Genomic DNA, 25,416 nt, shown 5'->3' with positions numbered 1-25,416 from the left:
ATGATCCGTGAAATCCTGAAAATGGGCGATGAACGCCTGCTGCGTATCGCCCCGCCGGTACCGCCGGAAATGTTCGACAGCCCCGAGCTGTGGCAATTGATCGACGACATGTTCCAGACCATGGAGCACGTGGGCGGCGTCGGCCTGGCCGCGCCGCAGATTGGCGTCGACCTGCAACTGGTGATCTTTGGGTTCGAAGCCAGCGAGCGCTACCCGGATGCCCCGCCGGTGCCGCAGACCATCCTGATCAACCCGTTGATCACGCCGCTCAGCCCGGTGCGGGAAGAAGGCTATGAAGGCTGCCTGTCGGTGCCCGGACTGCGTGGTGCGGTGGACCGTTACCAGCAGATTCGCTACGAGGGGTTTGATCCGAAGGGCGAGCCGATCGTACGTTTTGCCGATGGCTTCCACGCGCGGGTGGTGCAGCATGAATGCGATCACCTGATCGGCCGGCTTTACCCCTCGCGCATTACCGACTTCAGCAAGTTCGGCTTTATTGAAGTGATGTTTCCCGACATGGACCCAACCGCTGACGAGTAATCGCCGACCCGTTGAGAACAAAATGTGGGCGGGACCAGGTTATTTGGCCGGTTTGACGAACCGCAACGTCATCCGGTCTGACTCGCCAATCGCCACATATTTTGCCTTGTCCTGCTCCCCCAATTTCAACGTCGGCGGCAACGTCCACACGCCGGCGGGATAATCCTTGGTGTCCTTCGGGTTGGCGTTGACCTCGCTCTGGCCTGCCAGCTTGAACCCCGCGTCGGTGGCCAGTTTCACCACCTGGGCGGTGGTCAGGTAACCGCTGTCCTTGATCGCCTCCAGCTCGGCCCCGTCCTTGGCCCGGTGATCTTCCACACCCAGCACGCCACCCGGTTTCAACACCGTGTAGAACGCGTGGAACGTGGCCTCGGCGGTATCGGCCAGCACCCAGTTATGCACATTGCGGAACGTCAGCACGGCGTCCGCCGAAGCAGGTTTGCCGAACACCGGTGCCTTGGGGTCGAACTCGACCACGTCTGCCTTGGCATAGCGCGTAGGGTCGGCGGCGAATTTGTTTTTCAGGTTCTCTTCGGACGTGCGTGCATAGGCGCTGCTGCTCGGCGCTTGTACGGCGGCGATGTAATGCCCGTGCTCCTTGAGCAACGGTGCCAGCAGTTCGCTGTACCAACCGCCCCCTGGGGTAATTTCGATCACGGTCTGCCTGGCGCGCAGGCCAAAGAATTCCAAGGTCTGCTGCGGGTGGCGATAGCCGTCGCGGGCGCTGTTGGCCGGGTCGCGCCAGCTGCCGGCCAACACGCTGGCGTATTGCTGGGCGCTGATCGGTGCGTCGGCGGCCTGGCTGAACGTGGGAACGAGGAGGGCGGTAAGGGACAGAGCTGCAAAGGTCGCTTTCATGATCATCCGAAAAGTGGGCCACTGTGTCGCCGAGGCTAGCATGGGGCCCATGCGGGGCGATCACACATTATCCGAGGACGACCTCACTAAACGATCTAAGCCCATCGCGATCATCGGTTTGTTACGTTTGTAGCGCACCAGTCGCTCGCTGAGGGATTGCGGCAATAGCGTGTCCTGGGTGAAACCCATGCGCTGATACAAACCCTCCAGGTCCGGATGGCACAACAACCACAGCGTGCCTTGCACCTCGGTCGCCGCCGCGGCTATCAATCGCCCCGCCAACCCCTGGCCGCGATACGCCGGGTCGACAAACACACCGGTCAACCACTGTCCGCCGATCACGGGTGTCAGGCACAGACCGGCGACAATCTCGCTGTCGCGCGCTACCCACAAACGCCCGCCCTTGAGTGCCTTCATCGGTGAGTCATGACGGCGATAAAACTTGTTCAGCAGCGGCCATAGCGGCTCAGCCAGGGGGGCGATGTGCAGTTCGGGCATGGTGTTTGGGCAACATAATCAAGGGCCGGGGATTATAAGCGCCTTCTGTGCGGCAATAGGTGGTATACCCAGTGTTACATCCCCTGTAAGTGGAGCATGCATCATGGCCAAAGGTATGGATTCAAAGAAAGCCGCGAAGAAGAAACCGGCAAAGACCGCCGACGAAAAACGCGCCGACAAGAAAGCCAAGAAAACCGAGACAGGCCTGTTCGGTCACTGAGTTAATGATCATTCCCACGCACCCGCGTGGGAATGCCGCCAGGGACGCTCGGCGTCCCACCTGTGACTTAGATCGCCGCCAGGGTTTCCTTCACTGCCTGCGCCTGCGGGTCAGTGGTCTTCGCCGCTACCTGCTGCTCTTGCTGCTGCTTCAAACGTTCGGCCACTTGCTTGGAAATGGCGTCCTGCTTTTCCTGTGACATGTTCTGCACATCCGCCTCGGTCAACCCTTGTTCCTTGAGCAATTGCTCACGGATACGCTCGGCCGGGGTTTTGCTCATGTAATCGGTGAAGTCTGTGCGGGCGGAGCTGGTGGCGGGGACATCCGTCGTCACCGTGGTGGCCGCTGTGCTGGCCTGCAACTGCACGCGGGTCTTGGCGAAAGCTTCGTCGATGCGATCGCCCGCCTTGTCCAGATCCTTCTGCGCGGCCGGCAGGGTCACGCTTTGCTGCGCCGCTTGCAGGGCGCCGCTGTACAGCGTGCTGGCGGCGGCGTTGGCAGGGTCCATGTCGGGACGCGTGATCTTTTGAAGGGTCGACACGGCTTGGGGGTTGTTGTTAACCAGCATGATCGGTCACCTGGGAAAATGTTCGGTGCCATAGCGGGAGCAAATAACATGCCGGGTCCGATAACCCCGGTTTGACTGGATTTGGCCTGGCCGCCGCGGCAAACATTGTCCCGCAGGCGGCCAACCGTTGCCGTCAATGGGCGGTATTTTCCAAGGCCAGGTTGCGCGTACGCGGGCCGAACCAACTGATGGTGATCATCACGATCAGCATGCTGCTGGCAATAAACGCCAACACACCGGGTGTGCCCAGGTGTTCGAGGATAAAACCGATCAACAGGCTGCTGAACACCGTCGACAAGCGGCTGAACGAATAGCAGAACCCCACCGCCCGCGCGCGGATATTGGTCGGGAACAGCTCGCTCTGGTAGGAGTGGTAACTGAAGCTCAGCCAGGCGTTGCAGAAGGTGATCATCACCCCGCAGATTACCAGCCCCACCGCCGTGGTTTGCAGGGCGAACAGGCTGCCGAAGATCACCGCACCCATGGCGGAGCCGACGATCTGCCATTTGTTTTCGAAGCGGTTGGCCACCTTCACAAACAGCAACGGCCCCAGCGGGTAGGCGAGGGTGATGATAAAGGCGTACAGCAAGCTGTGGGTCACGCTGACACCCTGGCCCGAAAGCAGCGCCGGCAACCAGTTGCCGAAACCAAAGAAGCCGATGGCCTGGAACACATGGAACACAATCAGCATCAACGCGCGGCGGCGGTATGGCGGTTGCCAGATGTCGGCAAAACGGCCGCTGCCTTGCACGCTGACGGTTTCGGGTTCGGGTTCATCCAGGGGTTTGCCATGGTCTTTCCGGCAGCGTGCCTCCAGGGTGTCCATGATCCTGCCGGCTTCTTCGAAGCGGCCTTTCTGCGCCAGCCAGCGCGGTGATTCCGGCAGGCGCTTGCGCAGTTGCCAGATAAACAGCGCAAACACCGCACTGCTCAGCACCACCCAGCGCCAGCCCGACACCCCGAACGGCGCCTGGGGCACCAGCCACCATGACATCAATGCCACGGCCGGCACCGACAGGAACTGGATGAAAAACGCAAAGGCGAACGCCGAACTGCGCATGCGCTTGGGCACCAGTTCCGATAGGTAGGCGTCGATGGTCACCAGCTCGATGCCCAGGCCGATGCCCACCAGGAAACGCATGCCGATGATGCCCAGCGCGGATGTCTGAATGCCCATCAACACCGTAGCGACGGTGTACCAGATCAAGGCAAAGGTGAAGATCGCCCGGCGCCCGAAGCGGTCGGCGATGGGGCTGAGCAGGCTGGCGCCGAGGAACAGGCCGAGGAAGGTCGCCGAGGCGAACGCCGCCTGGTCGGAGAAGCCGAACACGCCCTCGCTGCCGGTGTGGAAAATCCCGTCACTGATCAGGCCGGGGCTGATGTAGGCGGTCTGGAACAAGTCATACAGCTCGAAAAAACCGCCGATCGACAGCAGCGCCACCAGGCGCCAGACCGTGGCGACGGCGGGCAGGCGGTCGATACGCGCGCTGATATGGGCGGCGCGGATCGGGTCGATGCCGTCTGTAGCAGGGAGTGCAGGCATGGCGGGAAAAACTCAGTCAGTGATGGGGATATCGAAGGTCTGAAATGCATCGTCCAGCGGATGGTAACCCAACACCCGTGTGGTTTCGCTCAGGTCCAGGCGCTTGAAGCGGTTATTGGAAATGCCATGGGCGATCAGGTGTTTCACGCCCTCGGCCTCCACTGCACGCTGCAGCAGCTGCACGGCATCCCGCGGGCTGAGCCAGGCGCTGAGGTCGCGGGCGTTGTTCAGGTCGTGGGTTTCAACGAATTCGAACGCGCCGATGCGCAGGGCAATCGTCGACAGCGGGGTTTTCGCCGCGTAGTAGCCACACAGCGCTTCGCCGTAGCATTTGCTCACGCCATACAGGTTGGCCGGCATCACCTGCATGCCTGGGCTGATCTGCCGGTCTACCGGGTAGCCTTCGATGGTTTGCGCGCTGCTGGCGAACACCAGGCGCTGTACACCCGCCGCCACAGCGGCTTCGAACAGGTAGGTGGTGGCGAGGATATTGTTCGGCAGCAATTCGTCGAACGTGGCGCTGGCGTGGGGGATGCCCGACAGGTGCACGATCACATCGATGCCTTCGAGCAAGCTGGCGAGGCTGGCTTTGTCGCTGAGGTCGGCGTGCACGAAGCGGTGTTCGCCCAGGTCGAAATCAGGCGCGATGCGGTCGGTGAGGGTGAAACGGTAGCGGTCTCTCGAGGCTTCGAAAAACGTCTTGCCGATTCTGCCGCAGGCGCCGGTGAGCAGTACGTTGAGTCCTTTCACGGGCATGTCCTTAGTTATGCCCGTCGAGGGCGAATAGCTGGAAGCCCTGGTGCTGGCCGAGGCGCTGGTAGTAGGCGGCAATGGCGGGGTAGGCCGGGCGCGCCATGGGCGTCATCTGCCAGCGGTGCACCGAGAGGCCGATCAGGATGTCGGCGAGGGTGAATTCATCGCCGGCAACAAAGGCCCCGGTTTTGCTCAGTTGTTGCTCGAGGATGCCCATCTTGTCGTTCCATCGTTGCACGGCGGCTTCAATCTGCGCCGCGTCCAGGCCGTCCGGGTTATTGCGTACCAGGGCGGTGAAGGCATCGCCCCAGGCACGGTTGAGCTCGACGGCCTGCCAGTCGATCCACTGCTCGACCCGGGCGCGTGGGGCGGGCTCGATGGGCAGCAGGTCGTGGCGCTGGTAAAGCCCCACCAGGTAGCGGCAGATGGTATTGGACTCCCACAGCACGCCGTGGTCGTCGATCAGCACGGGTATCTGGGCATTGGGGTTCAGGGCGAGGAATTCGGCGGACTGGGTGGGCTGGAAGCCGATGCCCCAGTCTTCGCGCACGTAGTCGATGCCCAGTTCCTGGCAGGTCCAGAGCACTTTGCGCACGTTGATGGAGGACGTGCGACCCAGGATTTTCAGTGAATGTGCCATGGTGCTTTCCTTGCGATGGAGAACAGCCAATCTAGCAGGAGGGAGAAGCTACGGCGATGCCTCCGAGCGGGCGGGGTTAAAATGTGGGACTACGTGCTCTCGCGAACCTGCAACTCAAACCCCATATCCACCACCGGCTTGGCGATCCTGTTGCCCGCCATGATCGTCAACAAATGCTCCGCCGCCCGCCGCCCGATCGCTTCCCTGGGGGTACTGATGCTGCTCAGGCGCGGCACCATGAAGGACGACGCCGGCAAGTCGTTGAAACCCAGCACCGCGACACGTTCTGGCACTTTGATGCCGTGGCGCATGGCTTCCAGCAGCGCGCCCTGTGCCAGGTCGTCGTTGCCGAAGAAGATCGCATCCACATCCGGATGGGCGGCCAGCAGTTGCAGGAACAGTTCGCCGCCCAGGCCCACCGAGGAAGGGCGTGGTGTCAGCAGTTCCAGCGCCGGGTCGTACAGGCCCGTCTGTTGCAGCGCACGGCGAAAGCCTTCGCCACGCAGCAGGGTGCGTTGGTCCAGTTGCGCGCCGATATACGCCAGGCGCTTGCGCCCACGGGAGATCAAATGTGCGGCCGCGGTTTCACCCGCCGCCAGCTGCGAGAAGCCCACGCAGTTCACGCCGGCATTGGGGTCCAGGTCCATCATGTACACACACGGCACATTGCTGGCCTCGACCATCCGTCGGGCGCTTTCGGTGCGATCAAAGCCGGTCAGCAGCAACCCGCGTGGCTGATAGGCCATGTAGTTGCGCAGCAGGTTTTCCTCTTCGTCGCGCGAATAGTGGGAGTTGCCGATCAGCACTTCAAAGCCCTTGGGCCGCAGCACCTGGTGGATGGCTTCGAGGGTTTCGATAAACAGCAGGTTGGACAACGACGGCACGAGGACTACCACCGAATGGCTCTGGGCCGAAGCCAGGGCACGGGCGGCGGGGTTGACCACGTAGTTGAGTTCGGCAGCGGCGTGCTGGACTTTTTCCACCAGTTCGATGGCCACGGTGCTGATGCCGCGCAACGCGCGGGAGGCGGTAATCGGGCTGACGCCGGCCAGGCGGGCAACTTCGTTGAGGGTAGGGCGACCGGTGGTGCGGGTATTTTTATCGTTCTTGGAGGTCATCAGGCGGCTTGCCAAACAAAAATCGAGGCACTAAGGTAGCGCTGTCTCCAAAAGGCTGCAAATTATTGAACTATGGGTTGCCTGATCCGGTTCAAATGATTGGAGCGGATGCACGCGTCACTCCATAAAAATGACAAGACGGCGCGGGAAAAGCCTGTTTTTGCACTCGCCTCACGGCGTGCAAAGGTAGCGCTATCTGCGTCTTGAGGTGTTTCATGAGTCAACCTGTTACCGCCCTGGTCATCATGGGTGTTGCCGGCTGTGGCAAAACCAGCGTCAGCGAGGCCCTGTGCCGCCTGAACGGTGCCACCGCCATTGAAGGCGACAGCTTTCACCCCGCCGCGAACATCGAAAAGATGAGCGCCGGCCACCCCCTCAACGACGACGACCGCGCCGGTTGGCTCGACATCCTGTGCGATGAACTGCGCCGTTCGCTCAAAGCCGGTGAACATCCGGTACTCACCTGCTCCGCGCTGAAAAAGAAATACCGCGACCACCTGCGCGAAGCCGCGCCGGGCCTGGGTTTTGTATTCCTGGAGTTGACCCGCGAAGTCGCCGCCGACCGCGTGTCCCATCGCCCCGGCCATTTCATGCCGGCCAGCCTCATCGACAGCCAGTTCGCCACCCTTGAATCGCCCAAGGGCGAGCCGCTGACCCTGGCCCTCAACGCCAGCGAAGACAGTGTCGAGGAGTTGGCCAGGCAGACCAACGCCTGGTGGCTGACACACGGTTTTGAACCATCCAACTGATTTTTTGCCGGAAAAGATAGCGCTATCCCCGGCAGGAAATTCAACACCCGCTTTAATAACAACAACAAACAGGAGAGACCCCCCATGTTTGGCATGTCCCACGAGTCGTACCTGCTGTTAGATGCAGTCGTTACCATCATCGGGCTGATCGTCTTGATCACCCGCTTCAAGGTTCACCCATTTATTGCGCTGATCATCGCGGCCGGCTTCCTTGGCCTGACCTCGGGCATGCCGGTGGACAAGATCATCAAGGCGTTCCAGGACGGTTTCGGCGGGGTGCTTGGCTTTGTCGGCATCATCCTCGCGCTGGGCACCATGCTCGGCAAGATGATGGCCGAATCCGGCGGTGCCGATCAGATCGCCCAGACCCTGATCCGCGCCTTTGGCAAGGACAAGGTCCAGTGGGCCATGATGTTCGCCGCATTCCTGGTGGGCATTCCGTTGTTCTTCGAGATCGGCTTTGTACTGCTGATCCCGCTGGTGTTTATCGTTGCGCGCCGCACCGGCGTGTCGCTGATCAAGATCGGCATCCCGCTGCTCGCCGGCCTCTCGGCAGTCCACGGCCTGGTGCCGCCGCACCCGGGCCCGCTGCTGGCCATCGGTGTGTTTGGCGCCGACATCGGCAAGACCATCCTGTACGGCCTGATCGTCGCGCTGCCGACGGCCATCATCGCTGGCCCGATCTTCGGTACGTTTATCGCCAAGTACATTCCGGGCAACCCGTCCCAGGAACTGGTCGATCAACTGGCCCGCGAGCCTGAGAACAAAAACCTGCCGAGCTTCAGTATCACCCTGGTCACCGTGCTGCTGCCGGTGTTCCTGATGCTGCTCAAAACCTTCGCCGACATCGCCTTTGCCGAAGGCAACGTGGTGCGCAACTGGATGGACATGATCGGTCACCCGATCACCGCCTTGCTGCTGGCGTTGCTGCTGTCGCTGTACACCTTTGGCAGCCGCCAGGGCATCCATTCCAAGCAGATCCTCAAGCTGCTCGACGCCAGCCTTGCGCCGACCGCCGCGATCATCCTGATCATCGGTGCCGGTGGTGGCTTCAAGCAGATGCTGGTGACCAGCGGCGTGGGTGACGTGATCGGCCACATGGCGGTAAACGCACAGATCAACCCGATCCTGCTGGCGTGGCTGGTGGCGGCGGTGATTCGTGTGGCGACCGGTTCGGCCACCGTGGCGACCATTACCGGCGCGGGCATCGTAGTGCCGGTGGTGGGGATGATTCCCGGAGTTAACCGTGAGCTGCTGGTGTTGGCGACGGGGGCGGGTTCGTTGATCCTGTCGCACGTCAACGATGCGGGGTTCTGGCTGGTGAAGCAGTACTTCAACATGACCGTGGCCGAGACCTTCAAGACCTGGACGGCGATGGAAACCATCCTGTCCGTTGTGGCACTGATCTTTATCATGTTGCTGTCGTTGGTGGTCTAACAGACACGCTACAAGGCAAGGGTGAAAACCCAATCAACTGTGGGAGGGGGCAAGCCCCTCCCACAGTTTGACCACATTTGTTCAGGTGGATCGGGTCAGGCTTTAGCGACCAGCCCATCCGCCCGGAACATCCCGCGAATCCCGCGCACCGCCTGGCGAATCCGGTCCTGGTTCTCGATCAGCGCGAAGCGCACATGATCATCCCCATACTCGCCAAACCCAATCCCCGGCGACACACAGACCTTCGCTTCCAGCAGCAGCTTCTTGGCGAATTCCAGTGAACCCATGGCGGCATACGCCTCGGGAATCTTCGCCCAGACGTACATCGACGCCTTGGGGTTCTCCACCATCCAGCCCAGCTCATGCAGGCCCTTGACCAGCACATTGCGGCGCTGGCGGTACTGCTCGGCGATGTCCTTCACGCACTGTTGGTCGCCTTCCAGTGCGGCAATCGCGGCGACTTGCAGCGGGGTGAAGGTGCCATAGTCGTGGTAGCTCTTGATCCGCGCCAGGGCATTGACCAGTTCCGGGTTGCCCACCATGAAACCGATGCGCCAGCCGGCCATGTTGTAGCTCTTGGACAGGGTGAAAAACTCCACCGCAATGTCCTTGGCGCCCGGCACCTGCATGATCGACGGGGCTTTCCAGCCGTCGTAGACGATGTCGGCGTAGGCCAGGTCATGCACCACCAGCACGTCGTACTGCTTGGCCAGGGCGATCACCCGTTCGAAGAAATCCAGCTCCACGCACTGCGCGGTCGGGTTGGACGGGAAGCCGAGGATCATCATCTTCGGCTTGGGGATCGACCCACGGATCGCCCGTTCCAGTTCGGCGAAGAAGTCCACGCCAGGCACCAGCGGCACCGAACGCACCTGGGCGCCGGCAATCACGGCACCGTAGATATGAATCGGATAACTCGGGTTAGGCACCAGCACCGTGTCGCCCTGGTCCAGGGTGGCCAGCATCAGATGCGCCAGGCCTTCCTTGGAACCGATGGTCACGATGGCTTCGGTCTCGGGGTCGATGTCGACAGCGTAGCGATCCTTGTACCAGCGCGAAATTGCCCGGCGCAGACGTGGAATGCCTTTGGAGGTGGAATAGCCGTGGGTGTCTTCACGCTGGGCGACGGTAACCATCTTCTCCACGATATGGGGAGGCGTGGCGCCGTCGGGGTTACCCATGCTCAAGTCGATGATGTCTTCGCCGCGCCGACGCGCAGCCATCTTCAGCTCGGCAGTGATATTGAAAACGTAAGGGGGGAGTCGATCTATGCGCGCAAAGCGGCGCGGCGAACCAAGGTCTGCCATTGTTGCCTCGAGAGTACGTAAGCGCCCGGAACCGTCCGAGCGACGTCGGCCACTGCGGTGGCCTGCGGGGCAGACAATACGGTCGATGATGGCCAGTTGTCCAGATGTGTCGGGAAATTTTCTGCATGGAGTACTGCAAGGATATGCCCCTATACTCGATACGGGTTTGTTCCCTCATAAGAAGGAGACTGTTCAGATGGACCAGCAGACAAAACAACCGTTAGAGCCACGCATGGAAGACGGCAAGGCCCTGGTGATCGCCGGGGTGCAAGGGCGTTATTCGAAGGCTACCGTGGGGGATATCCCCAAGTTGTGGAGTGTGTTCGACGAAAGCGTAAAACACATCAAGAAACGCGTCGGCGGAGTGACCTACGGCGTTTGCCATAACCCCAGCCACGGTGAATTCGATTACATGGCCGGAGTGGAAGTACCGTCCAAAAGCGATGTGCCGAGCAACTTCGAGTGCGTCGAACTGCCTGCGCACCACTACGCCGTGTTCCCGCACTATGGCCCGGTGCAGGCACTGGAGCAGACCTACGAGCGCATCATGTTCGAGTGGTTGCCGCACTCGGGCTACAAGGTGGCGGGGGCGGATTTCGAGCGGTACAGCGCGGATTTTGATGGGCGCAAGGGGACGGGGACGGTGGAGGTCTGGTTGCCCGTGGAACACAAGTAACCCACTGGCTGAACGCTTGTCTCGCCGCAACCACAGGACGTTCAGCCACCAAAGCTGAGTTGATAGCCCTGCGCAGATTGACGTATGGCTTTCGCTACATCAGGGGCCAACCGGCAGTAATCGTCTTCGCGCTTGAGCACGGCTTCCAGGGTTTGAAGGAGTGCCTGAATGCGCGCTTCGGGATTTTCAATTTCGCAGGTTCTTGCAAATTCCAGGATGCCCAGGCGTGCAGCAAACAATGATTTGTTGCCGGACAGGTCAAGTGCCAGTGAGTCCTCAGGGAGATAGGCGGTGGTGTTCACAATGTCGTATACCGGTGCCAGCCGGGTATCCGATTTCAGCGGGTCGCTATAGAGCACGCCGAAGTTCTTCAAGTGAGCGTCGCCATTACCCACTATGCAGCTCAGTGCCACGCTGTCGAACAATTGATCGAGCGAGCTGCGTTGATGTTCTGGGGCGCAGAACACGCGTACGGCCTTGGCGATCGCTGCGTAACTCTTGGTGTACTTCTGCTCCGCAGAGAGACCCATCAAGGTGGTCATGTCTTCGAAACCCAGCGGGTTGAGCTGCTCGTCCCGATCAAAGCGCCGCATGATGAACAGCTTATGATTCTGCGACAGGTAAAAAGGTGGCACCGGCAAGCCTGCATCCCGGGCGATGGACATGCACAGGTACTCATTGATGGCCAACCCCGGAAACTCATCGCGCCCGCTTTTGATAATCAGGTCGTTGGTTTTCGACGTGAACTTCTGCGCGGATGCCTGCGGTTTTTCCGGCACCAGTACTTTGGGCTGCACGCCAGAAATACCTGCTCGCAGGATGTAGCGATCCACCAGTTCCAGGAACAGATCCTCCGCGCCGTCCCAGGCGAGAATTTCGTTGAGGTTTTCTCCGCTGGAGGGAGGGCTGTTGCGCAGGATCAGGTCGTTTACTTGATCCGAAGACACGAACACCCTACCAATCGGTGCACTGCTGCCCGAGAGTGCCAGCAACAACATCGGATCGACCTTGACCGTCTTGGCGAGGCGATTGCGCAATTGCTCCAGAACGTAGCCTTCCGGCAGGTTCATCTGGAAGATGGGGTGAAGTTCTCGGCGGCGATATTCTTCGGCGCGAACGGGCATCGTCAGGCTGACTGCGGTTTGTGCCCGCAGGTTTTCGCCGTAGCGGAACAAATAGTCGTTGGCACTCATCAACACGCTGCCGCTTTTACCTTGAGGGGTATGAACGCGTAAATGGGGGCTAATCATTGAACAAGTCCTCCAGTTCCTCCAGGGTCGGCATGGTCACAGGCACTAATTTGAATTCGCTGCCCAAGGCGGCGATCACTCGGGCATAGGCATTCATTGAGACCGAGAGGCTGCCTTGTTCGACTTCTATCAGCTTCTGCCGGGTAACCCCTGCAAGTTTCGCCAGATCCGCTTGTTTATAGCCACGGTTAAGTCGCATGGCGCGAATTTGGCTGCCCAGTCGCTGAGTGATAACCGAAGTGTCCATGTCATATATTCATTACTTTTTAATTGGAAGTTATGTATACGTTACATTTAAAGTAAGTCAAGACCGCTTCGACCCAACACCCACCTCAACCTCCGCTCATACCCACCCCGCCCCTTATACGCCTCCCCGCTGTCCACCCATCCTGCGCCCAGATACAACCCCATCGCCGCCACATTGTGCGTGTCCACCGACAACTCCAGCGCCTTGATCTGCGGCCACGCCTGCAAGGCCGCCGCCGGCAAGGCTTGCAAACAGGCCTTGCCGAATCCACGCCCTTGCTGCTGCCGATCCACCTGCAACGCATGCAGCGTTGCGCTGTGTTCATCGGCCCAGTGGGGCAGGCAGGGCGGGCGTTTAAGCAGGAGGAAGGCTACCGGACTGTCGTCGGCCAGCAGGGCAAAGCCTTTGACGCCGGGGCTGGGCTTGGCCAGGAGCGAATTGAGGGCGCAATACATGTCGCCGCAAAACGGCAGCTGTTCAGGGTGAACTTCGATGGCGCTGACATGCTGTTGTTGCACGGTATTCAGCGTTTCGTAGGCGACAAGGCGGGTTTGCATCGGCGTGTCCGAACAGCGGCAAGGAAGGGCGCAGTCTATCGGGTTTGTGCTGGACGACATTATTTTTCAACGGGCTGTCGATTTGCCCGAGGGCCGTTCGACTAAGGGTGTCTTCCGTGATTTTCCAACCCGAAGGAGTATCGCCATGAGTACCGCTATCAACACCCTGATCGAGCAATGGAAGCAAGCCGTGCTTTCCCGGAATATCGATAAGATTGTCAGCTATTACGCCGACGATATCGTCTCGTTCGACGCCGTGACCGCCCTGCAGTTCAAAGGCAAGGCGGCCTACCGTGCGCACTGGGAGGCCTGCATGGAGCACTGCCCCGGCCCGGGCATTTTCGAGTTCCACGAACTGCGTATCGTCGAGTCCCAGGACAGCGCATTCGCCCACTGGCTCGCCCACTGCGGCGGCGCCGGGCCGGACGGTGAAGTGAAGGCCTGCTGGATGCGGGTGACCGCCGGCTACCAACGCTTCAACGGTGACTGGAAGGTGGTGCATGAGCACTGGTCGGCGCCGTTCGACATGGCAAGTGGCACGGCATTGTTCGACCTGAAACCTTGAGCGCCGCGAACTATAGTCAATAGTCCGAAGACGGAGACGCACATGAAATACCTCTGCCTGATCTACAGCAACGAGCAGGTGCTGCACACCTCGCCGGACAGCCCCGCAGACCCGGAGTGTCTTGCCTATGCGCAGTCCATCCAAAAAAGTGGCCGTATGCTCGCCGCCGAGCCGCTGGAGTCGGTAACCACCGCCACCACGGTGCGCATGCGCAATGGCAAGGTGTCGATCACCGACGGGCCGTTTGCCGAAACCAAGGAACAGCTCGCCGGGTTCTACCTGATCGAGGCGCGCGACTTGAATGAAGCGATCCAGGTGGCCGGTGGCATTCCGGCCGCCCGGGTCGGCAGTGTGGAAGTGCGCCCCGTTCGCCAATTGAATCTCTGAGCACAACAACCATAAGACTTGAGGAGGTTTAGCCATGCCTACGCAACCTGCCGAATTTGAACTGTCCATCAGCCGCGTGATCGATGCGCCGCGCAGCCGGGTGTTCCGCGCCTGGACCGAACCCGCGTTGTTGCAACAATGGTGGGGCCCCCATGGCATGACCACCCCCGAGTGCGAAATGAACCTGTGGGTCGGAGGGCTGTTTCGCACCCTGATGCGCGCGCCGGATGGCAGCGAGTACCCGACCCAAGGCGTGTTCCTGGAGATTGTCGCCCCTCGGCGCCTGGTGTTTACCGACGCCTATACGCCGGGCTGGATCCCTTCGGGCAAACCGTTCATGACCGCCGAAGTGACGCTGCAGGAAGTCGAGGGTAGCAAGACCCTCTACACCGCTCGCGCCATGCACTGGAGCGCCGAAGACAAGCAGGCCCACGAAGCCATGGGCTTTCACGACGGCTGGGGCCAGAGCCTGGACCGCCTGGTGACGCTGGTGACCCAGGGCATGCGCGATTGACGCCTCCCATCGAGGCGATCTACCGCAGTGAGTCCCGGCGCGTCCTCGCCACCCTGATCCGCCTGCTGGGGGATTTCGACCTCGCCGAAGAAGCCTTGCACGAGGCGTTCTTCGTCGCGGTCGAGCGCTGGCCGCAAGAGGGCGTGCCGGACAACCCACGGGCCTGGCTGGTGTCGACCGGACGCTTCAAGGCCATCGACCGTTTACGCCGCCAGGCCCGCTTTACCCCGTTATTGCAGGCGCAGGCCGACGCCCTGGAAGCCGCTGACTGGAGCGTTGAGGACGTGGAAGACGACCGCCTGCGCCTGATCTTCACCTGCTGCCACCCAGCGTTGGCTGCCGACGCCCAGGCGGCGCTGACCTTGCGTGAGATCTGCGACCTCACCACCGAAGAAATCGCCCGCGCCTTTCTGGCCACCCCGACCACCATCGCCCAACGCATCGTGCGGGCCAAGGGCAAGATTCGCGAGGCCAAAATCCCTTATCAAGTGCCGTCACTTGCCGAGCTGCCCGAGCGCCTGGACAGCGTGCTGCGCGTGATTTACCTGGTCTTCAACGAAGGCTATTCGGCGTCCATGGGCGCGGACCTCACGCGCGAGGACCTGACCCGCGAAGCCATTCGCCTCGGCCGCCTGCTCCTGGAATTGCTGCCGGAACCGGAAGTGATGGGCCTGCTGGCGCTGATGCTGTTGCACGAATCCCGCCGCGCGGCGCGCACCTCGGCCAGCGGCGAGCTGGTGTTGTTGGATGAACAGGATCGTTCGCGGTGGGACGCGTCGCTGATGGCTGAAGGTTGCGCGCTGGTGGAACGGGCACTGACCCAGCGGGGTTTTGGCCCATATTGCCTGCAGGCGGCGATTGCGGCGGTACATGCCGAGGCACCCAGCGCCGGGGAAACGGATTGGCTGCAGATTATCGGGCTCTACGATGTGTTGCTCAGTGCCGCGCCGTCGCCGGTGATCGAGTTGAACCGCGCCGTGGCGGTGGCCATGGGCGAAGGGCCGTTGGCGGGGTTGCAGTTGGTGGAAGGTATTCTGGCGCGCGGCGAGTTGCTGGATTACCACCTGGCGCATTCGGCGCGGGGCGAGTTTTGCCGGCAATTGGGGCGGGTGGAAGAGGCCCGGGCAGCCTACGAAAAAGCCTTGTCGCTGACCCAGCAGATCCCGGAAAAACGCTTCCTCAAACACCGCCTGGCCGAACTCAATCTCCCCAAGCAATGAGGATCACTCCAGCATCTTCCCCAACAACCAACTCCCCGCCGGCCCTGGCGGATGATGCCGTGACCACAGTGCATCCACCGCCACCGAGCGCGGCCAACCGCGTGCCTTGAGTTCGACCAACTGCCCCCCACCAAAGCGCTCCACCAGCCAGCGCGGAATCGGTGCCCAGCCAAACCCCAACTGGGCCATCTCCAACAGCATCAGGTAACTGGGGGCCGACCACACACGGCCATTGGCGCGGGTTTCGTTCGGGTTGATGATGCTGGCCAGACGCAATTCGCGGTGCTGTTGCAGGGTGTGCGCGGTGAGGGTACCGACGCCCGCCAGCGGATGTCTGGGTGACACGAACAGGGCAATTTCCGTGCGCTCGTCCACGGGGGCGCGGGTCAGGTCTGGCGGATACTCTTCCTGGTGTTCAATAAACGCAATCTGCGCGCGGCCGCTTTGGACCAGGGCGATCAGGTCTTCGCACTCGGCGATCAGGCATTCCAGCTCCAGGTCCGGGTAGCGCTGTTCAAAGGCGCTGAGGGCGACTTCGAAACGGTCGGACTGGTAGGTATCGGACATGGCGATACTCAGCTTCGGCTCCAACCCCTGGGCCAACTGGCTCGCCGCCAATTCCAGCCGGCTGCTGGCCTCCAGCACCTGCTCGGCGCGTTGCAGCAACACATGGCCCGCCGGCGTCAGCGTCGGCTTGCGGCTGCTGCGATCGAACAGCACCACATCCAGGTCAATCTCCAGGCTCGCCACGGCCGCGCTGACGGTGGACTGGCTCTTGCCGAGCTTGCGCGCCGCCGCCGAAAACGAGCCTTGGGTGGCCGCCTGCACAAACGCCTGCAGCACTTCGTTAGAGGCCATGACTATCGCCTTGATCGATGGTTATTGGTTATGAAGTATCGAGTCAAAGGCTAATGATGACAACCATCGTCACTCACGGAGCCGGGTCATGAACCCTACCAAGTCGATTACTGAACGTGTTTGCCAGGCCATTGGTTTCGAAGCCCTGGCGTTGTTGATCTGCACCCCGTTGCTGGCGTGGATCATGGACAAGCCTGCCCTGGAGATGGGCATGGTCACCCTGGCGATCAGCCTGTTGGCGCTGGCCTGGAACGTGATTTTCAACGGCCTGTTCGACCGCCTCAAGGCGCGCCTGCAACTGGCCAGCAACGGCTGGACCCGCGTGCTGCATGCCTTGATGTTTGAAGGTGGGTTGATCCTGGTGTGTGTGCCGCTGATTGCCGCCTGGCTGAACATCAGCTTGGTGCAGGCGTTTATCCTCGACATAGGCGTACTGCTGTTTTTCCTGCCGTACACCTATGTGTATCACTGGGGGTATGACGTACTGCGTGACAAGCTCCTACAGAAACATGCCGCCCGACGCCTCGATACGTTGGCCGGTGATCCAGGCACTACCGTCGGCGAGCAGGCTGGCAATCGCGCCGCCGATATCGTCCGGTAACCCGGCGCGGCCCAAGGCGGTATTGCTGGCGACCATGGCGTTGAGGTTGGCGTTGTCGCGCACGGCACCACCGCCGAAGTCGGTTTCAATGGCGCCGGGGGCCAGGATGTTGACGCTGATGCCACGGCCGCCCAGCTCTTTGGCCTGGTAGCGGGTCAGCACTTCCATCGCGCCTTTCATGGCGGCGTAAGCGGCGTAGCCGGGCAGGCTGAAGCGCGCCAGGCCACTGGAAATATTGACGATGCGCCCGCCGTCGCGGATCAACGGCAACAGCTGTTGGGTCAGGAAAAACGGACCCTTGAATTGGATCGCCACCAATTGATCGAACTGCGCTTCGGTGGTCTCGGCGAAGCTGGCGTGAATGCCGATACCGGCGTTGTTGATCAGAAAATCGAAGCGGTCCTGTGCGAAAACGTCCTTGAGTACGCCAGCAACCTCACCGACGAAATCAGCGAACGTCGCGCTCTGGCTCACGTCCAGTTTCAGCATCGCGGCACGGCCGCCCAGTTGTTCGATCTGTGCGACCAATGCCTGCGCTTCATCGGCCTTGCTGTGGTAAGTGCCAATGATGTCGACGCCTTGTGCCGCCAGGTGCAGGGCGGTGTTTTTGCCCAGGCCACGGCTGGCCCCGGTGATCAATGCGATTTTACGGGTCATGGTGATGTCCTCGGTGATTGAGTGTGGGAAGCAGTGTATTTGTCCGGTCGTAACGTGATAAACAGCGCTATGCCGGAATCACTGGCCGAATAAGGCGAACAATCCATGAACAAACTGGATCTGCTGCGCACCTTCGTGCGCGTTACCGAGCTGTCGAGTTTCACCGGTGCCGGCGAGAGCCTGGGCCTGCCGCGCTCCACGGTGTCGGAACATGTGCAGGCGCTGGAAGAGCTGCTCGGCGCCCGCCTGTTGCAGCGCACCACGCGCAAGGTACAGGCCACCCAGGATGGCCGCGTGCTGTATGAGCGCAGCAAGGATTTGCTCGCGCACATGGAGGAGTTGGAAGGGCTGTTTCGCCAGGACGAAGCGCAACTGGCCGGGCGGATTCGGGTGGACATGCCCAACGTGATGGCGCGGGACTTGATCCTGCCGCGTCTGCCGCAGTTTATGGACGCACACCCGCTGATCGAACTGGAGATCAGCACCACCGACCGCCAGGTCGACCTGCTCGCCGAAGGCTTCGATTGCGTGCTGCGCGTGGGCGCGCAGCCGGACCAGAGCGTGGTGGCGCGGCTGCTGTGCAGCATGCCGATGATCAACTGCGCGAGCGCCACCTACCTGCAACGCTACGGCGTGCCCCGGACACTGGCCGACCTGGCCGACCATCACCTGGTGCATTACGTGCGGCCGTTGGGTTCACGTTCGGCGGGGTTTGAATACGTGCAGGGCAACAAGGTGCTGCGCGTCCCCATGGCCGGTCGGGTCACGGTCAACAGCACCGATGGCTACAAGTCGGCCTGCCTGGGCGGTTTCGGGATTATTCAGGTGCCGGCCCTGGGCATGGGTGACGAATTGGCCAGCGGGGAGCTGGTGGCGGTCCTGCCGGACTATCCCGCACCACCGCTGGATGTGTCCCTGCTCTACGCCGGTCAGCGGCATCTACCCCTGCGGGTGCGGGTGTTCATGGATTGGCTGGCGACCATTCTGCATTCGCAGCTTTAACGCCGCGCCGACAGCTGTTGCGGCGCCAGGAAGGCGTCGTGGAAGTAATCGCGAAATGCCTGCATTGCCGGGGTAAAGGCGCGTTCGCGGTGCCAGGCCAGGCCGACGCTCATGGGCGTGACGGGGTCGGTGACGGTCAGGGTCTCGATGCGCTTGCCTTCCAGCGACCAGGGCCGGTGCACCAGGTCCGACAGGATCGCCACGCCGCTGCCATTGGCAACCATGCTGCGCACCGCCTCCACCGAGCTGGTGCGCAGCCGCACCTTGGGCGTTTGCCCGGCCTGTTCCCAATAGCGCATGGCGCTGTGTTCGGCTTCATCGACGGTGAGCAGGATGTACGGCTCCTGCGCCACATCCGCCAGGCTCACCGCACCGCGTTCGCACAATGGGTGATGGCTGGGCAGCCATAAACGACGTTCCGAGTTGAACAGGATTTCCGAGACGATCGCCGGGTGGGTGAGGTTCGCAGTGAGGACCACGGCCATGTCGAACTGGCCGTCGAGCAGGCCCTGTTCGATGGCCTGGCGCTCCTGCTCGAACACCTCCAGGGTCACATCCGGGTGCCAGTGCTCCATGCGCTGCAGGTGGTGGGGCAGGAAGTAACCCAGCACCGTGTAGCTGGCCGCCAGGCGCAGCACGCCGCTGGCGCGGTAGTCGGGCAACGGGCTGTTCAGCGCATCGTCGACACTGCGCACAATCACGTAGGCGCGGTTGAGAAAATGCCGCCCGGCATCGGTCAGGTTCATGCCCTGGGCCGAGCGCACAAACAGTTGCACGCCGAGCAGGGCTTCCAGCTCCTTGATCGCCGTGGTCACCGCAGACTGGGAGATGTTCAGGTGAATCGCCGCCTGGGAAATCTGGCCGATTTCGGCGGTGGCCACGAAGTAGCGGATTTGGCGCAAGGTCAGGGACATGGCTTTATCTGATTTTCAGAAGATAGGCCATCTGATAATAGATCTTCCCAAGGGGTCAAGCCGCAGCCTACTTTCGAGCATCACCTTTTGGCGGAGCGTCCCCGATGCAGGCAGTGGATTTCAATTCAGACATGGGCGAAGGCTTCGGTCCCTGGACCATCGGCGACGGCGTCGACGCGGAGCTGATGGCCTATATCAGCTCGGCCAATATCGCCACCGGCTTCCATGCCGGCGATCCCGGCACCATGCGCCGCACCGTCGCGCGCGCCAAGCAATTGGGGGTGGCCATCGGCGCACACCCGGGCTTTCGCGACCTGGTGGGCTTCGGTCGTCGGCATATCAATGCGCCGGCCCAGGAGCTGGTCGACGACATGCTCTACCAACTGGGCGCCCTGCGCGAAATCGCCCGCGCCCAAGGCATGACGCTGCAACATATCAAGCCCCACGGCGCGCTCTACATGCACCTGGCCCGCGACGAAGAAGCCGCGCGCCTGCTGGTACAGAACCTGCAAATCATCGAGCCGACGCTGTTGCTGTACTGCATGCCCAACTCGGTGATCTGGCGCGTGGCCAAGGAACTCGGGCAACCGGTGGTGCGCGAATTCTATGCCGACCGTGAGTACGATCTCACCGGCTCCATTGTGTTTACCCGCAACGTACGTGCGCTGGATCCGGCCACGGTCGCGGCCCGTGTCCTACGGGCGTGTCAGATGGGGCTGGTGCGTACCGTAGAAGGCGAAGACCTGTTTATTGAATTCGACTCCATCTGCCTGCACAGCGACACCCCCGGCGCGCTGGAGTTGGTGGAGGCCACCCGTGAAGCGTTGGACCAGGCCGGCATCACAGTCAAAACACCCTAATAAGATCGAACGTTCACTTTTTGCCTGCCTTTCTATAACGATTCCAAGAGGAACAGACATGGCTGAAACGTCCCCCATCCGCTACAGCTTCGGCGGTGATGAACACCTGTTCGCCGAAGTCAGCGAGAGCATGTCCCTTGAAGCTTTTTTCAAGGGCATGGCCGTGACCCGTGCCGTGGAGCGCCTGGCGCTGGAGGGCGTGCTGGATGTGTGCCTGGCCAATGCATCGTTCCAGATTCGCTTCGACCCCGACCGCATCGCCCCCCATGTGCTGCTCGACGCTGTGCAAAGCGCCGAAGCCCAGGCTGTGGCCGAACGCACCCTGCACACGCGCATCATCGAAATCCCGGTGCTCTATAACGACCCCTGGACCCATGAAACCCTGATGCGGTTTCGCGACCGGCATCAAGACCCCGGCGCCACCGACCTGGAATACGCCGCGCGCATCAATGGCCTGGCCGATGTCGAAGCGTTTATCGCCGCCCACAGTGGTGCGCCGTGGTTTGTCTCGATGGTGGGTTTTGTCGCGGGCTTGCCGTTCATGTTCCAGATGGTCGAGCGCGAGCGGCAGTTGCAGGTGCCCAAGTACCTGCGCCCGCGCACCGACACGCCGAAGCTGACCCTCGGCCATGGCGGTTGCTTCGGCTGCATCTACTCGGTGCGCGGCGCCGGCGGCTACCAGATGTTTGGCGTGACCCCGGCACCGATCTACGACCCGGCGCAGCAGCTGGCTTACCTCAAGGCGCATATGGTGTTCTTCCGGCCGGGTGACATCGTGCAATTCAAACCCATCGACCGGGACGCCTACGACCTGGCCGTTGCCGAGGTGGAGGCAGGACGTTTCGACCTGCGCATTCGCCCGGTGGAATTTTCCCTCGATGCGTTTCTCGCCGACCCCATCGGCTATCCGAAAACCCTGCAGGAGGCGCTGGCATGATCAAGGTCCTCAAACCCGGCCTCGCCACCTCTGTGCAGGACCTGGGCCGCGAAGGCTATTACCACCTGGGCATTCCGCCATCGGGTGCTTTGGACCAATACGCCTTGAGTGCAGCCAACCATCTGGTGGGCAACCCGGTGGGCGCGGCCGGCCTGGAATGCACTTTGATCGGGCCGGAATTGGAGTTTCAACGCGATACCCTGGTCGCGCTCAGCGGTGCGTTGATGTCGCCGCGCCTGGACGGTGAAGTGGTGCATCAGGACACCGCCTTCGAGGTGCGTGCCGGGCAGGTGCTGCGTTTCGAATTTCCCAAGGCCGGTGCCCGCACTTACCTCGCCGTCGCCGGTGGCATTGACGTGCCGTTGGTGCTTGGCAGCCGTTCCACCTACACCCTCGGCGCCCTTGGTGGTTTCCACGGGCGACGCTTGCAGGCAGGCGATGAGCTGCCCATCGGCGAAGCCAGCGGTCTCGGGCGGGCAGGCAACAGTTTGCCGATGGCATTGCGCCGCTCGGTGGGCGGCGATGTCACCTTGCGCGTGGTGCCAGGCCTGTATTACGAGCGATTGACCGCGGGCGCCAAGAGCAGCTTTTTTGCCGAACCGTGGACGGTCGGCTCCGAGGCGGACCGCATCGGCTATCGCTTCAAGGGCGGCAGTGCGCTGAGCTTTCAACCGCGCGAGCAGCCGTTCGGCGCGGGGTCGGATCCGTCGAATATCGTCGACAGTTGCTACCCGATTGGCTCGATACAGGTACCGGCAGGGCTGGAGCCGATTGTGCTGCACCGCGATGCGGTATCCGGCGGTGGCTACGCGATGATTGGCACGGTGATCAGTGCCGACCTGGACTTGATCGGGCAGATGCAGCCTAACCAGCGGGCGGGGTTTGTGGCGGTGACGTTGGAGCAGGCACTGGAGGCGCGGCGGGTGTACAAAAAACGGCTCAAGGCCATGGCGGGACTCTTCAACAACTGACACGACACACATCCAAATGTGGGAGGGGGCTTGCTCTCTCCCACATTTTCAATCTGAGGTTGGTCAGAAGAGTTTGGTGAACAGCCAGTAGAGGCTGCCGGACAGCAGAATCGCCGCCGGCAAGGTGAGCACCCACGCCATCAGCAAATTGCGGATGGTCCGCATCTGCAACCCACCCCCATTGGCCACCATGGTCCCCGCCACCCCCGACGACAACACATGGGTGGTCGACACCGGCAGCCCGAACATATCCGCTGCGCCAATGGTCAGCATCGCCACGGTCTCGGCCGAGGCGCCCTGGGCGTAAGTCAGGTGGGTCTTGCCGATCTTCTCGCCCACGGTGACCACGATGCGCTTCCAACCGACCATAGTGCCAAGCCCCAGGGCGATGGCCACGACAATCTTCACCCACAGCGGAATAAAGCGCGTGGCATCGTCGATCTGTTGCTTGAACAGTTGCAGCTTGCCTTGGGTGTCAGCGTCGAAATTGCCGACCTTGCCTTTGTCCATCAGGCGAATGGTTTCGCTGCTCAGGTACATATCGTTACGCACGTTGCCCACGGCTTCGGCGGGGACTTTGGCCAGGGAACCGTAGCCTTTGACCTGGTCACCGATCTGGCCGGCGAGGGCGGCGAGGGCCGGAATCAACTCGGGCGTGGCTTCCTTGGTACGCATGTAGGTCGACAGCACCGGCCGAGGGTCACCCGCCAACGCCAGCGGCGCTGTTTTCATCAGCGCCACCTGGGTCACTTCGGCGACTGCGGCGAACTGCAACGATTGTTCGGCCGGCATGGCGCGGTTCAGCGCATAGGCCATGGGCAGGGTACCCACCAGGATCAGCATGATCAGGCCCATGCCTTTTTGCCCATCGTTGGAGCCGTGGGCAAAGGACACGCCGGTGCAGGTGGCGATCAGCATGCCGCGAATCCACCAGGGCGGCGGGGTGTCGCCCTTGGGGGCCTTGTACAACGCACGGTTTTTCACAAAGGCGCGCAGGGCCAGCAACAGCAAGGCGGCGAAGGCGAAGCCGATCAGCGGCGAGAGCAGCAGCGCATAACCGATCTTGATCGCCTGGCTCCAATCCACACCGCTGGTGCCGTCACGCCCGTGCATCAAGGCATTGGCCACGCCGACGCCGATGATCGAACCGATCAGGGTGTGGGACGACGAGGCCGGCAAACCCAGCCACCAGGTGCCGAGGTTCCATAGGATCGCGGCGATCAGCAACGCGAAGATCATCGCGAAGCCGGCCGATGAACCCACCTGCAGAATCAGCTCCACCGGCAGCAAGGCAATGATGCCGAACGCCACCGCGCCGCTGGACAGCAGCACACCGAGGAAATTGAAGAAGCCCGACCACACCACCGCAAACTGCGGCGGCAGCGAGTTGGTGTAGATCACCGTCGCCACCGCGTTGGCTGTATCGTGGAAACCGTTGACGAACTCGAAACCCAGGGCAATCAACAGCGCCACACCCAGCAGCAGGAACGGCGTCCACGTGGTGAGCTGGGCGCCCATTTCGTGCATGTCGTGCATGAGGCTGTAGGCGGTAAACAACAGGCCCATGGCAAGCACGGCGAAGAAAACGATCACCGTCACCAGGCCGGGTTTCTTGTCCAGGCGCGGTTTTGAATCGACGGAGGATGAGTGCGTTGAGGCAGTCAGGGAAGGGGTGGCCATGCCGGGCATCCGTGTGGGGAGGATGCCGTTCATATTCATTGCAGAATGTTACAGCGATGCTGCCGCAGGTCATTGTTTAGGTAATTGGATCTGCCACTGGTCTACAAAACACCGTAGTACTCATGTGGGAGGGGCGGTGCGACGATTCGACAGTTGATTGCATTTCAATTTGAAAACTTGCGAAACGCCCAGCGTCCGGCGATCAGCGTGAAGGTCGCGACCAATGCCACCAGGATCCAGAACCCCTCGGGGTCCTGTGAAAGGGGCACACCGCCCACGTTCATGCCGAAAAAACCGGCGATGATGTTGATCGGCAACGCCAGCACCGTCACCACGGTAAGGGTGAACAGCGTGCGGCTGCTCTGCTCGTTGAGGTTGGCGGCGATCTCTTCCTGCAGCAGCTTGATCCGTTCGCCCAGCGCCGTCAGGTCGTTGATGATCAGCGCAAACTCCTCGGTGGATTTGCGCAACTCCTTCACGTCTTCCTTTTGCAGCCATTGCGGCGGGCGGTTGAGCAGGCGCAGCAGCGAACCCGGCTCCAACGCGAGCAGGCGTTGCAGGCGCACCAGCACCCGGCGCGCCGCCCCCAGTTCCGCGCGGTTGGTGGACAGGCGCGAGGACAGCAACTGGTCCTCGATGTGGTCGACGCTGATGCTGGTCTTGCGCACGATCTGGGTCAGCACTTCCCCCTGGTCGCGCAGCAGGTGCACCAGCAGTTCCAGCGGTGAGCGAAAGCGTTCGCCGGCCTTGACCGACGAGCGCAACTTGTCCACCGAGTGCAAAGGTTGCAGGCGTGCGCTGATCAACAGCCGGCTGCGGGCGCAGACCCACAGCGTGGAAATATCCGACGAAACCATGCTGCTGAAGTTGAACACCACGTCGTTGACCACCGCCAGCAAGGCTGAGTCGACGTGTTCGATGCGAGTGGAGCGCGAGCCTTCGTGCAGGGCCTCGAAGAATTCTTCGGGTAAATCCAGGTTGGCCAGCATCCAGCGTTCGCAGGCGGCGTGGGCCAGGTTGAGGTGCAGCCACAGGAACTCTTCCGGGTCGGCGGGTTGCTGCAAGGCCGCGAGGGCAGCAGCCGAATCAATCTGTTCGCCCTTTTCACCGGGACGAAAACGAAAACCGTAAAGCAAGCCAAACAGGTCGGAGTCCTGGTGGCTGTGGTCGAGGCTGTGGTTCATGGAGACTCGCAGAGAAAGCGCCTGTAGGACGTTTCACAGGTTCGCGTGGGCGAATCATTGCAAGGAGGTATGACAGTTATATGACGTTTTAACGGTGCGCATAAA

Annotated in this window: 29 protein-coding genes; 13 read left to right on the top strand and 16 right to left on the bottom strand. The window is 61.6% G+C overall.

Features of this window, described 5'->3' with window-relative positions; all coding sequences use genetic code 11:
• The gene (gene def, locus PspCFBP13509_RS21330) at positions 1 to 540 is read left to right on the top strand and encodes a peptide deformylase (RefSeq protein WP_065925282.1); all 540 of its coding nucleotides are present in this window, start codon (positions 1 to 3) and stop codon (positions 538 to 540) included.
• Between the two features lie 39 nt (positions 541 to 579).
• Here def and PspCFBP13509_RS21325 read toward each other — a convergent pair whose 3' ends face one another.
• The 7 genes from PspCFBP13509_RS21325 to PspCFBP13509_RS21295 form a co-directional block, all read right to left on the bottom strand.
• A complete protein-coding gene (locus PspCFBP13509_RS21325; protein WP_065925287.1) occupies positions 580 to 1,398 on the bottom strand; it encodes a class I SAM-dependent methyltransferase in 819 nt (272 codons plus the stop codon).
• Positions 1,399 to 1,458: 60 nt separating this feature from the next.
• Positions 1,459 to 1,896 (bottom strand): GNAT family N-acetyltransferase, encoded by a 438-nt coding sequence (locus PspCFBP13509_RS21320; protein ID WP_137212656.1) that lies wholly within the window; start codon positions 1,894 to 1,896, stop codon positions 1,459 to 1,461.
• A 287-nt stretch (positions 1,897 to 2,183) separates the two neighbouring features.
• Positions 2,184 to 2,684 (bottom strand): hypothetical protein, encoded by a 501-nt coding sequence (locus PspCFBP13509_RS21315; RefSeq protein ID WP_065925280.1) that lies wholly within the window; start codon positions 2,682 to 2,684, stop codon positions 2,184 to 2,186.
• Between the two features lie 133 nt (positions 2,685 to 2,817).
• The gene (locus tag PspCFBP13509_RS21310) at positions 2,818 to 4,227 is read right to left on the bottom strand and encodes an MFS transporter (RefSeq protein WP_137212655.1); all 1,410 of its coding nucleotides are present in this window, start codon (positions 4,225 to 4,227) and stop codon (positions 2,818 to 2,820) included.
• A gap of 12 nt (positions 4,228 to 4,239) precedes the next feature.
• Complete coding sequence (locus PspCFBP13509_RS21305; RefSeq protein WP_137212654.1) at positions 4,240 to 4,977, bottom strand: NAD-dependent epimerase/dehydratase family protein; 738 nt, start codon at positions 4,975 to 4,977, stop codon at positions 4,240 to 4,242.
• Between the two features lie 10 nt (positions 4,978 to 4,987).
• The gene (locus tag PspCFBP13509_RS21300; RefSeq protein ID WP_065925277.1) at positions 4,988 to 5,620 is read right to left on the bottom strand and encodes a glutathione S-transferase family protein; all 633 of its coding nucleotides are present in this window, start codon (positions 5,618 to 5,620) and stop codon (positions 4,988 to 4,990) included.
• 89 nt (positions 5,621 to 5,709) lie between these two features.
• Complete coding sequence (locus PspCFBP13509_RS21295) at positions 5,710 to 6,741, bottom strand: LacI family DNA-binding transcriptional regulator (RefSeq protein ID WP_161985735.1); 1,032 nt, start codon at positions 6,739 to 6,741, stop codon at positions 5,710 to 5,712.
• A 212-nt stretch (positions 6,742 to 6,953) separates the two neighbouring features.
• Between PspCFBP13509_RS21295 and PspCFBP13509_RS21290 the strand changes: the two genes are divergently transcribed.
• Entirely contained in the window at positions 6,954 to 7,487 is a 534-nt protein-coding gene (locus PspCFBP13509_RS21290; RefSeq protein WP_027605613.1) for a gluconokinase, read from the top strand.
• 84 nt (positions 7,488 to 7,571) lie between these two features.
• Positions 7,572 to 8,924, top strand: a complete 1,353-nt coding sequence (locus PspCFBP13509_RS21285) for a GntP family permease (protein ID WP_027605614.1) — start codon at positions 7,572 to 7,574, stop codon at positions 8,922 to 8,924.
• A 95-nt stretch (positions 8,925 to 9,019) separates the two neighbouring features.
• Here the strand turns inward: PspCFBP13509_RS21285 and alaC are convergent, their stop codons facing one another.
• Complete coding sequence (alaC, locus tag PspCFBP13509_RS21280) at positions 9,020 to 10,231, bottom strand: alanine transaminase (protein WP_065947859.1); 1,212 nt, start codon at positions 10,229 to 10,231, stop codon at positions 9,020 to 9,022.
• A gap of 196 nt (positions 10,232 to 10,427) precedes the next feature.
• Here alaC and PspCFBP13509_RS21275 point away from each other — a divergent pair, with 196 nt between their 5' ends.
• The gene (locus PspCFBP13509_RS21275) at positions 10,428 to 10,907 is read left to right on the top strand and encodes a GyrI-like domain-containing protein (protein ID WP_065947858.1); all 480 of its coding nucleotides are present in this window, start codon (positions 10,428 to 10,430) and stop codon (positions 10,905 to 10,907) included.
• Positions 10,908 to 10,948: 41 nt separating this feature from the next.
• Here the strand turns inward: PspCFBP13509_RS21275 and PspCFBP13509_RS21270 are convergent, their stop codons facing one another.
• From PspCFBP13509_RS21270 to PspCFBP13509_RS21260, 3 genes are read right to left on the bottom strand one after another with little or no spacing between them, the layout of a single operon-like run.
• On the bottom strand, positions 10,949 to 12,157 hold the full coding sequence (locus PspCFBP13509_RS21270; protein WP_065947857.1) for a type II toxin-antitoxin system HipA family toxin: 1,209 nt from the start codon (positions 12,155 to 12,157) through the stop codon (positions 10,949 to 10,951).
• Complete coding sequence (locus PspCFBP13509_RS21265) at positions 12,150 to 12,404, bottom strand: helix-turn-helix domain-containing protein (protein WP_065925271.1); 255 nt, start codon at positions 12,402 to 12,404, stop codon at positions 12,150 to 12,152. Before PspCFBP13509_RS21265 ends, PspCFBP13509_RS21270 begins: the two co-directional genes overlap by 8 nt.
• A 47-nt stretch (positions 12,405 to 12,451) precedes the next feature.
• Positions 12,452 to 12,961, bottom strand: coding sequence for a GNAT family N-acetyltransferase (locus PspCFBP13509_RS21260; protein ID WP_065925270.1), 510 nt, complete (start codon positions 12,959 to 12,961; stop codon positions 12,452 to 12,454).
• Positions 12,962 to 13,106: 145 nt separating this feature from the next.
• Between PspCFBP13509_RS21260 and PspCFBP13509_RS21255 the strand changes: the two genes are divergently transcribed.
• From PspCFBP13509_RS21255 to PspCFBP13509_RS21240, 4 genes are read left to right on the top strand one after another with little or no spacing between them, the layout of a single operon-like run.
• Positions 13,107 to 13,526: a YybH family protein gene (locus tag PspCFBP13509_RS21255; protein WP_065925269.1), complete on the top strand. Its 420-nt coding sequence runs from the start codon at positions 13,107 to 13,109 to the stop codon at positions 13,524 to 13,526.
• A gap of 42 nt (positions 13,527 to 13,568) precedes the next feature.
• Entirely contained in the window at positions 13,569 to 13,913 is a 345-nt protein-coding gene (locus PspCFBP13509_RS21250) for a YciI family protein (RefSeq protein ID WP_065925268.1), read from the top strand.
• Positions 13,914 to 13,947: 34 nt separating this feature from the next.
• Positions 13,948 to 14,427 carry an SRPBCC family protein gene (locus PspCFBP13509_RS21245; protein WP_065925267.1) on the top strand — a complete coding sequence of 160 codons (480 nt, stop codon included), beginning with the start codon at positions 13,948 to 13,950 and terminating at the stop codon, positions 14,425 to 14,427.
• Positions 14,424 to 15,647 carry an RNA polymerase sigma factor gene (locus PspCFBP13509_RS21240; RefSeq protein ID WP_074847509.1) on the top strand — a complete coding sequence of 408 codons (1,224 nt, stop codon included), beginning with the start codon at positions 14,424 to 14,426 and terminating at the stop codon, positions 15,645 to 15,647. The genes PspCFBP13509_RS21245 and PspCFBP13509_RS21240 overlap by 4 nt, the downstream gene beginning before the upstream one ends.
• A gap of 3 nt (positions 15,648 to 15,650) precedes the next feature.
• Here the strand turns inward: PspCFBP13509_RS21240 and PspCFBP13509_RS21235 are convergent, their stop codons facing one another.
• The gene (locus PspCFBP13509_RS21235) at positions 15,651 to 16,505 is read right to left on the bottom strand and encodes a LysR family transcriptional regulator (RefSeq protein WP_065925265.1); all 855 of its coding nucleotides are present in this window, start codon (positions 16,503 to 16,505) and stop codon (positions 15,651 to 15,653) included.
• 88 nt (positions 16,506 to 16,593) lie between these two features.
• Between PspCFBP13509_RS21235 and PspCFBP13509_RS21230 the strand changes: the two genes are divergently transcribed.
• Positions 16,594 to 17,106, top strand: a complete 513-nt coding sequence (locus tag PspCFBP13509_RS21230) for a multidrug/biocide efflux PACE transporter (protein WP_043293516.1) — start codon at positions 16,594 to 16,596, stop codon at positions 17,104 to 17,106.
• Here the strand turns inward: PspCFBP13509_RS21230 and PspCFBP13509_RS21225 are convergent.
• Positions 17,005 to 17,763, bottom strand: a complete 759-nt coding sequence (locus PspCFBP13509_RS21225; RefSeq protein WP_065939119.1) for an SDR family NAD(P)-dependent oxidoreductase — start codon at positions 17,761 to 17,763, stop codon at positions 17,005 to 17,007. The genes PspCFBP13509_RS21230 and PspCFBP13509_RS21225 overlap by 102 nt on opposite strands.
• A gap of 105 nt (positions 17,764 to 17,868) precedes the next feature.
• Here PspCFBP13509_RS21225 and PspCFBP13509_RS21220 point away from each other — a divergent pair, with 105 nt between their 5' ends.
• Complete coding sequence (locus tag PspCFBP13509_RS21220) at positions 17,869 to 18,765, top strand: LysR family transcriptional regulator (RefSeq protein ID WP_137212652.1); 897 nt, start codon at positions 17,869 to 17,871, stop codon at positions 18,763 to 18,765.
• On the opposite strand, the gene PspCFBP13509_RS21215 is transcribed toward PspCFBP13509_RS21220, so the two are convergent.
• Complete coding sequence (locus PspCFBP13509_RS21215; protein ID WP_027605626.1) at positions 18,762 to 19,679, bottom strand: LysR family transcriptional regulator; 918 nt, start codon at positions 19,677 to 19,679, stop codon at positions 18,762 to 18,764. The two genes, PspCFBP13509_RS21220 and PspCFBP13509_RS21215, sit on opposite strands and share 4 nt — an antisense overlap.
• A 104-nt stretch (positions 19,680 to 19,783) precedes the next feature.
• On the opposite strand from PspCFBP13509_RS21215, the gene PspCFBP13509_RS21210 reads away from it, so the two are divergent.
• From PspCFBP13509_RS21210 to PspCFBP13509_RS21200, 3 genes are read left to right on the top strand one after another with little or no spacing between them, the layout of a single operon-like run.
• Positions 19,784 to 20,539, top strand: coding sequence for a 5-oxoprolinase subunit PxpA (locus PspCFBP13509_RS21210; protein ID WP_065925262.1), 756 nt, complete (start codon positions 19,784 to 19,786; stop codon positions 20,537 to 20,539).
• A 58-nt stretch (positions 20,540 to 20,597) separates the two neighbouring features.
• The gene (locus PspCFBP13509_RS21205) at positions 20,598 to 21,476 is read left to right on the top strand and encodes a 5-oxoprolinase subunit B family protein (protein WP_074847505.1); all 879 of its coding nucleotides are present in this window, start codon (positions 20,598 to 20,600) and stop codon (positions 21,474 to 21,476) included.
• Complete coding sequence (locus tag PspCFBP13509_RS21200) at positions 21,473 to 22,447, top strand: 5-oxoprolinase subunit C family protein (RefSeq protein WP_065947850.1); 975 nt, start codon at positions 21,473 to 21,475, stop codon at positions 22,445 to 22,447. Before PspCFBP13509_RS21205 ends, PspCFBP13509_RS21200 begins: the two co-directional genes overlap by 4 nt.
• Before the next feature lie 63 nt (positions 22,448 to 22,510).
• Here PspCFBP13509_RS21200 and PspCFBP13509_RS21195 read toward each other — a convergent pair whose 3' ends face one another.
• Positions 22,511 to 24,127 (bottom strand): inorganic phosphate transporter, encoded by a 1,617-nt coding sequence (locus PspCFBP13509_RS21195; RefSeq protein WP_065925286.1) that lies wholly within the window; start codon positions 24,125 to 24,127, stop codon positions 22,511 to 22,513.
• A 164-nt stretch (positions 24,128 to 24,291) separates the two neighbouring features.
• Positions 24,292 to 25,311: a transporter gene (locus PspCFBP13509_RS21190; protein ID WP_065925259.1), complete on the bottom strand. Its 1,020-nt coding sequence runs from the start codon at positions 25,309 to 25,311 to the stop codon at positions 24,292 to 24,294.
• Positions 25,312 to 25,416 lie beyond the last annotated feature (105 nt).

Source organism: Pseudomonas sp. CFBP13509 (assembly GCF_005233485.1).
GTDB classification, from domain to species: Bacteria; Pseudomonadota; Gammaproteobacteria; order Pseudomonadales; family Pseudomonadaceae; genus Aquipseudomonas; species Aquipseudomonas marginalis.
This window is presented reverse-complemented; position numbering and strand designations above follow the sequence as displayed.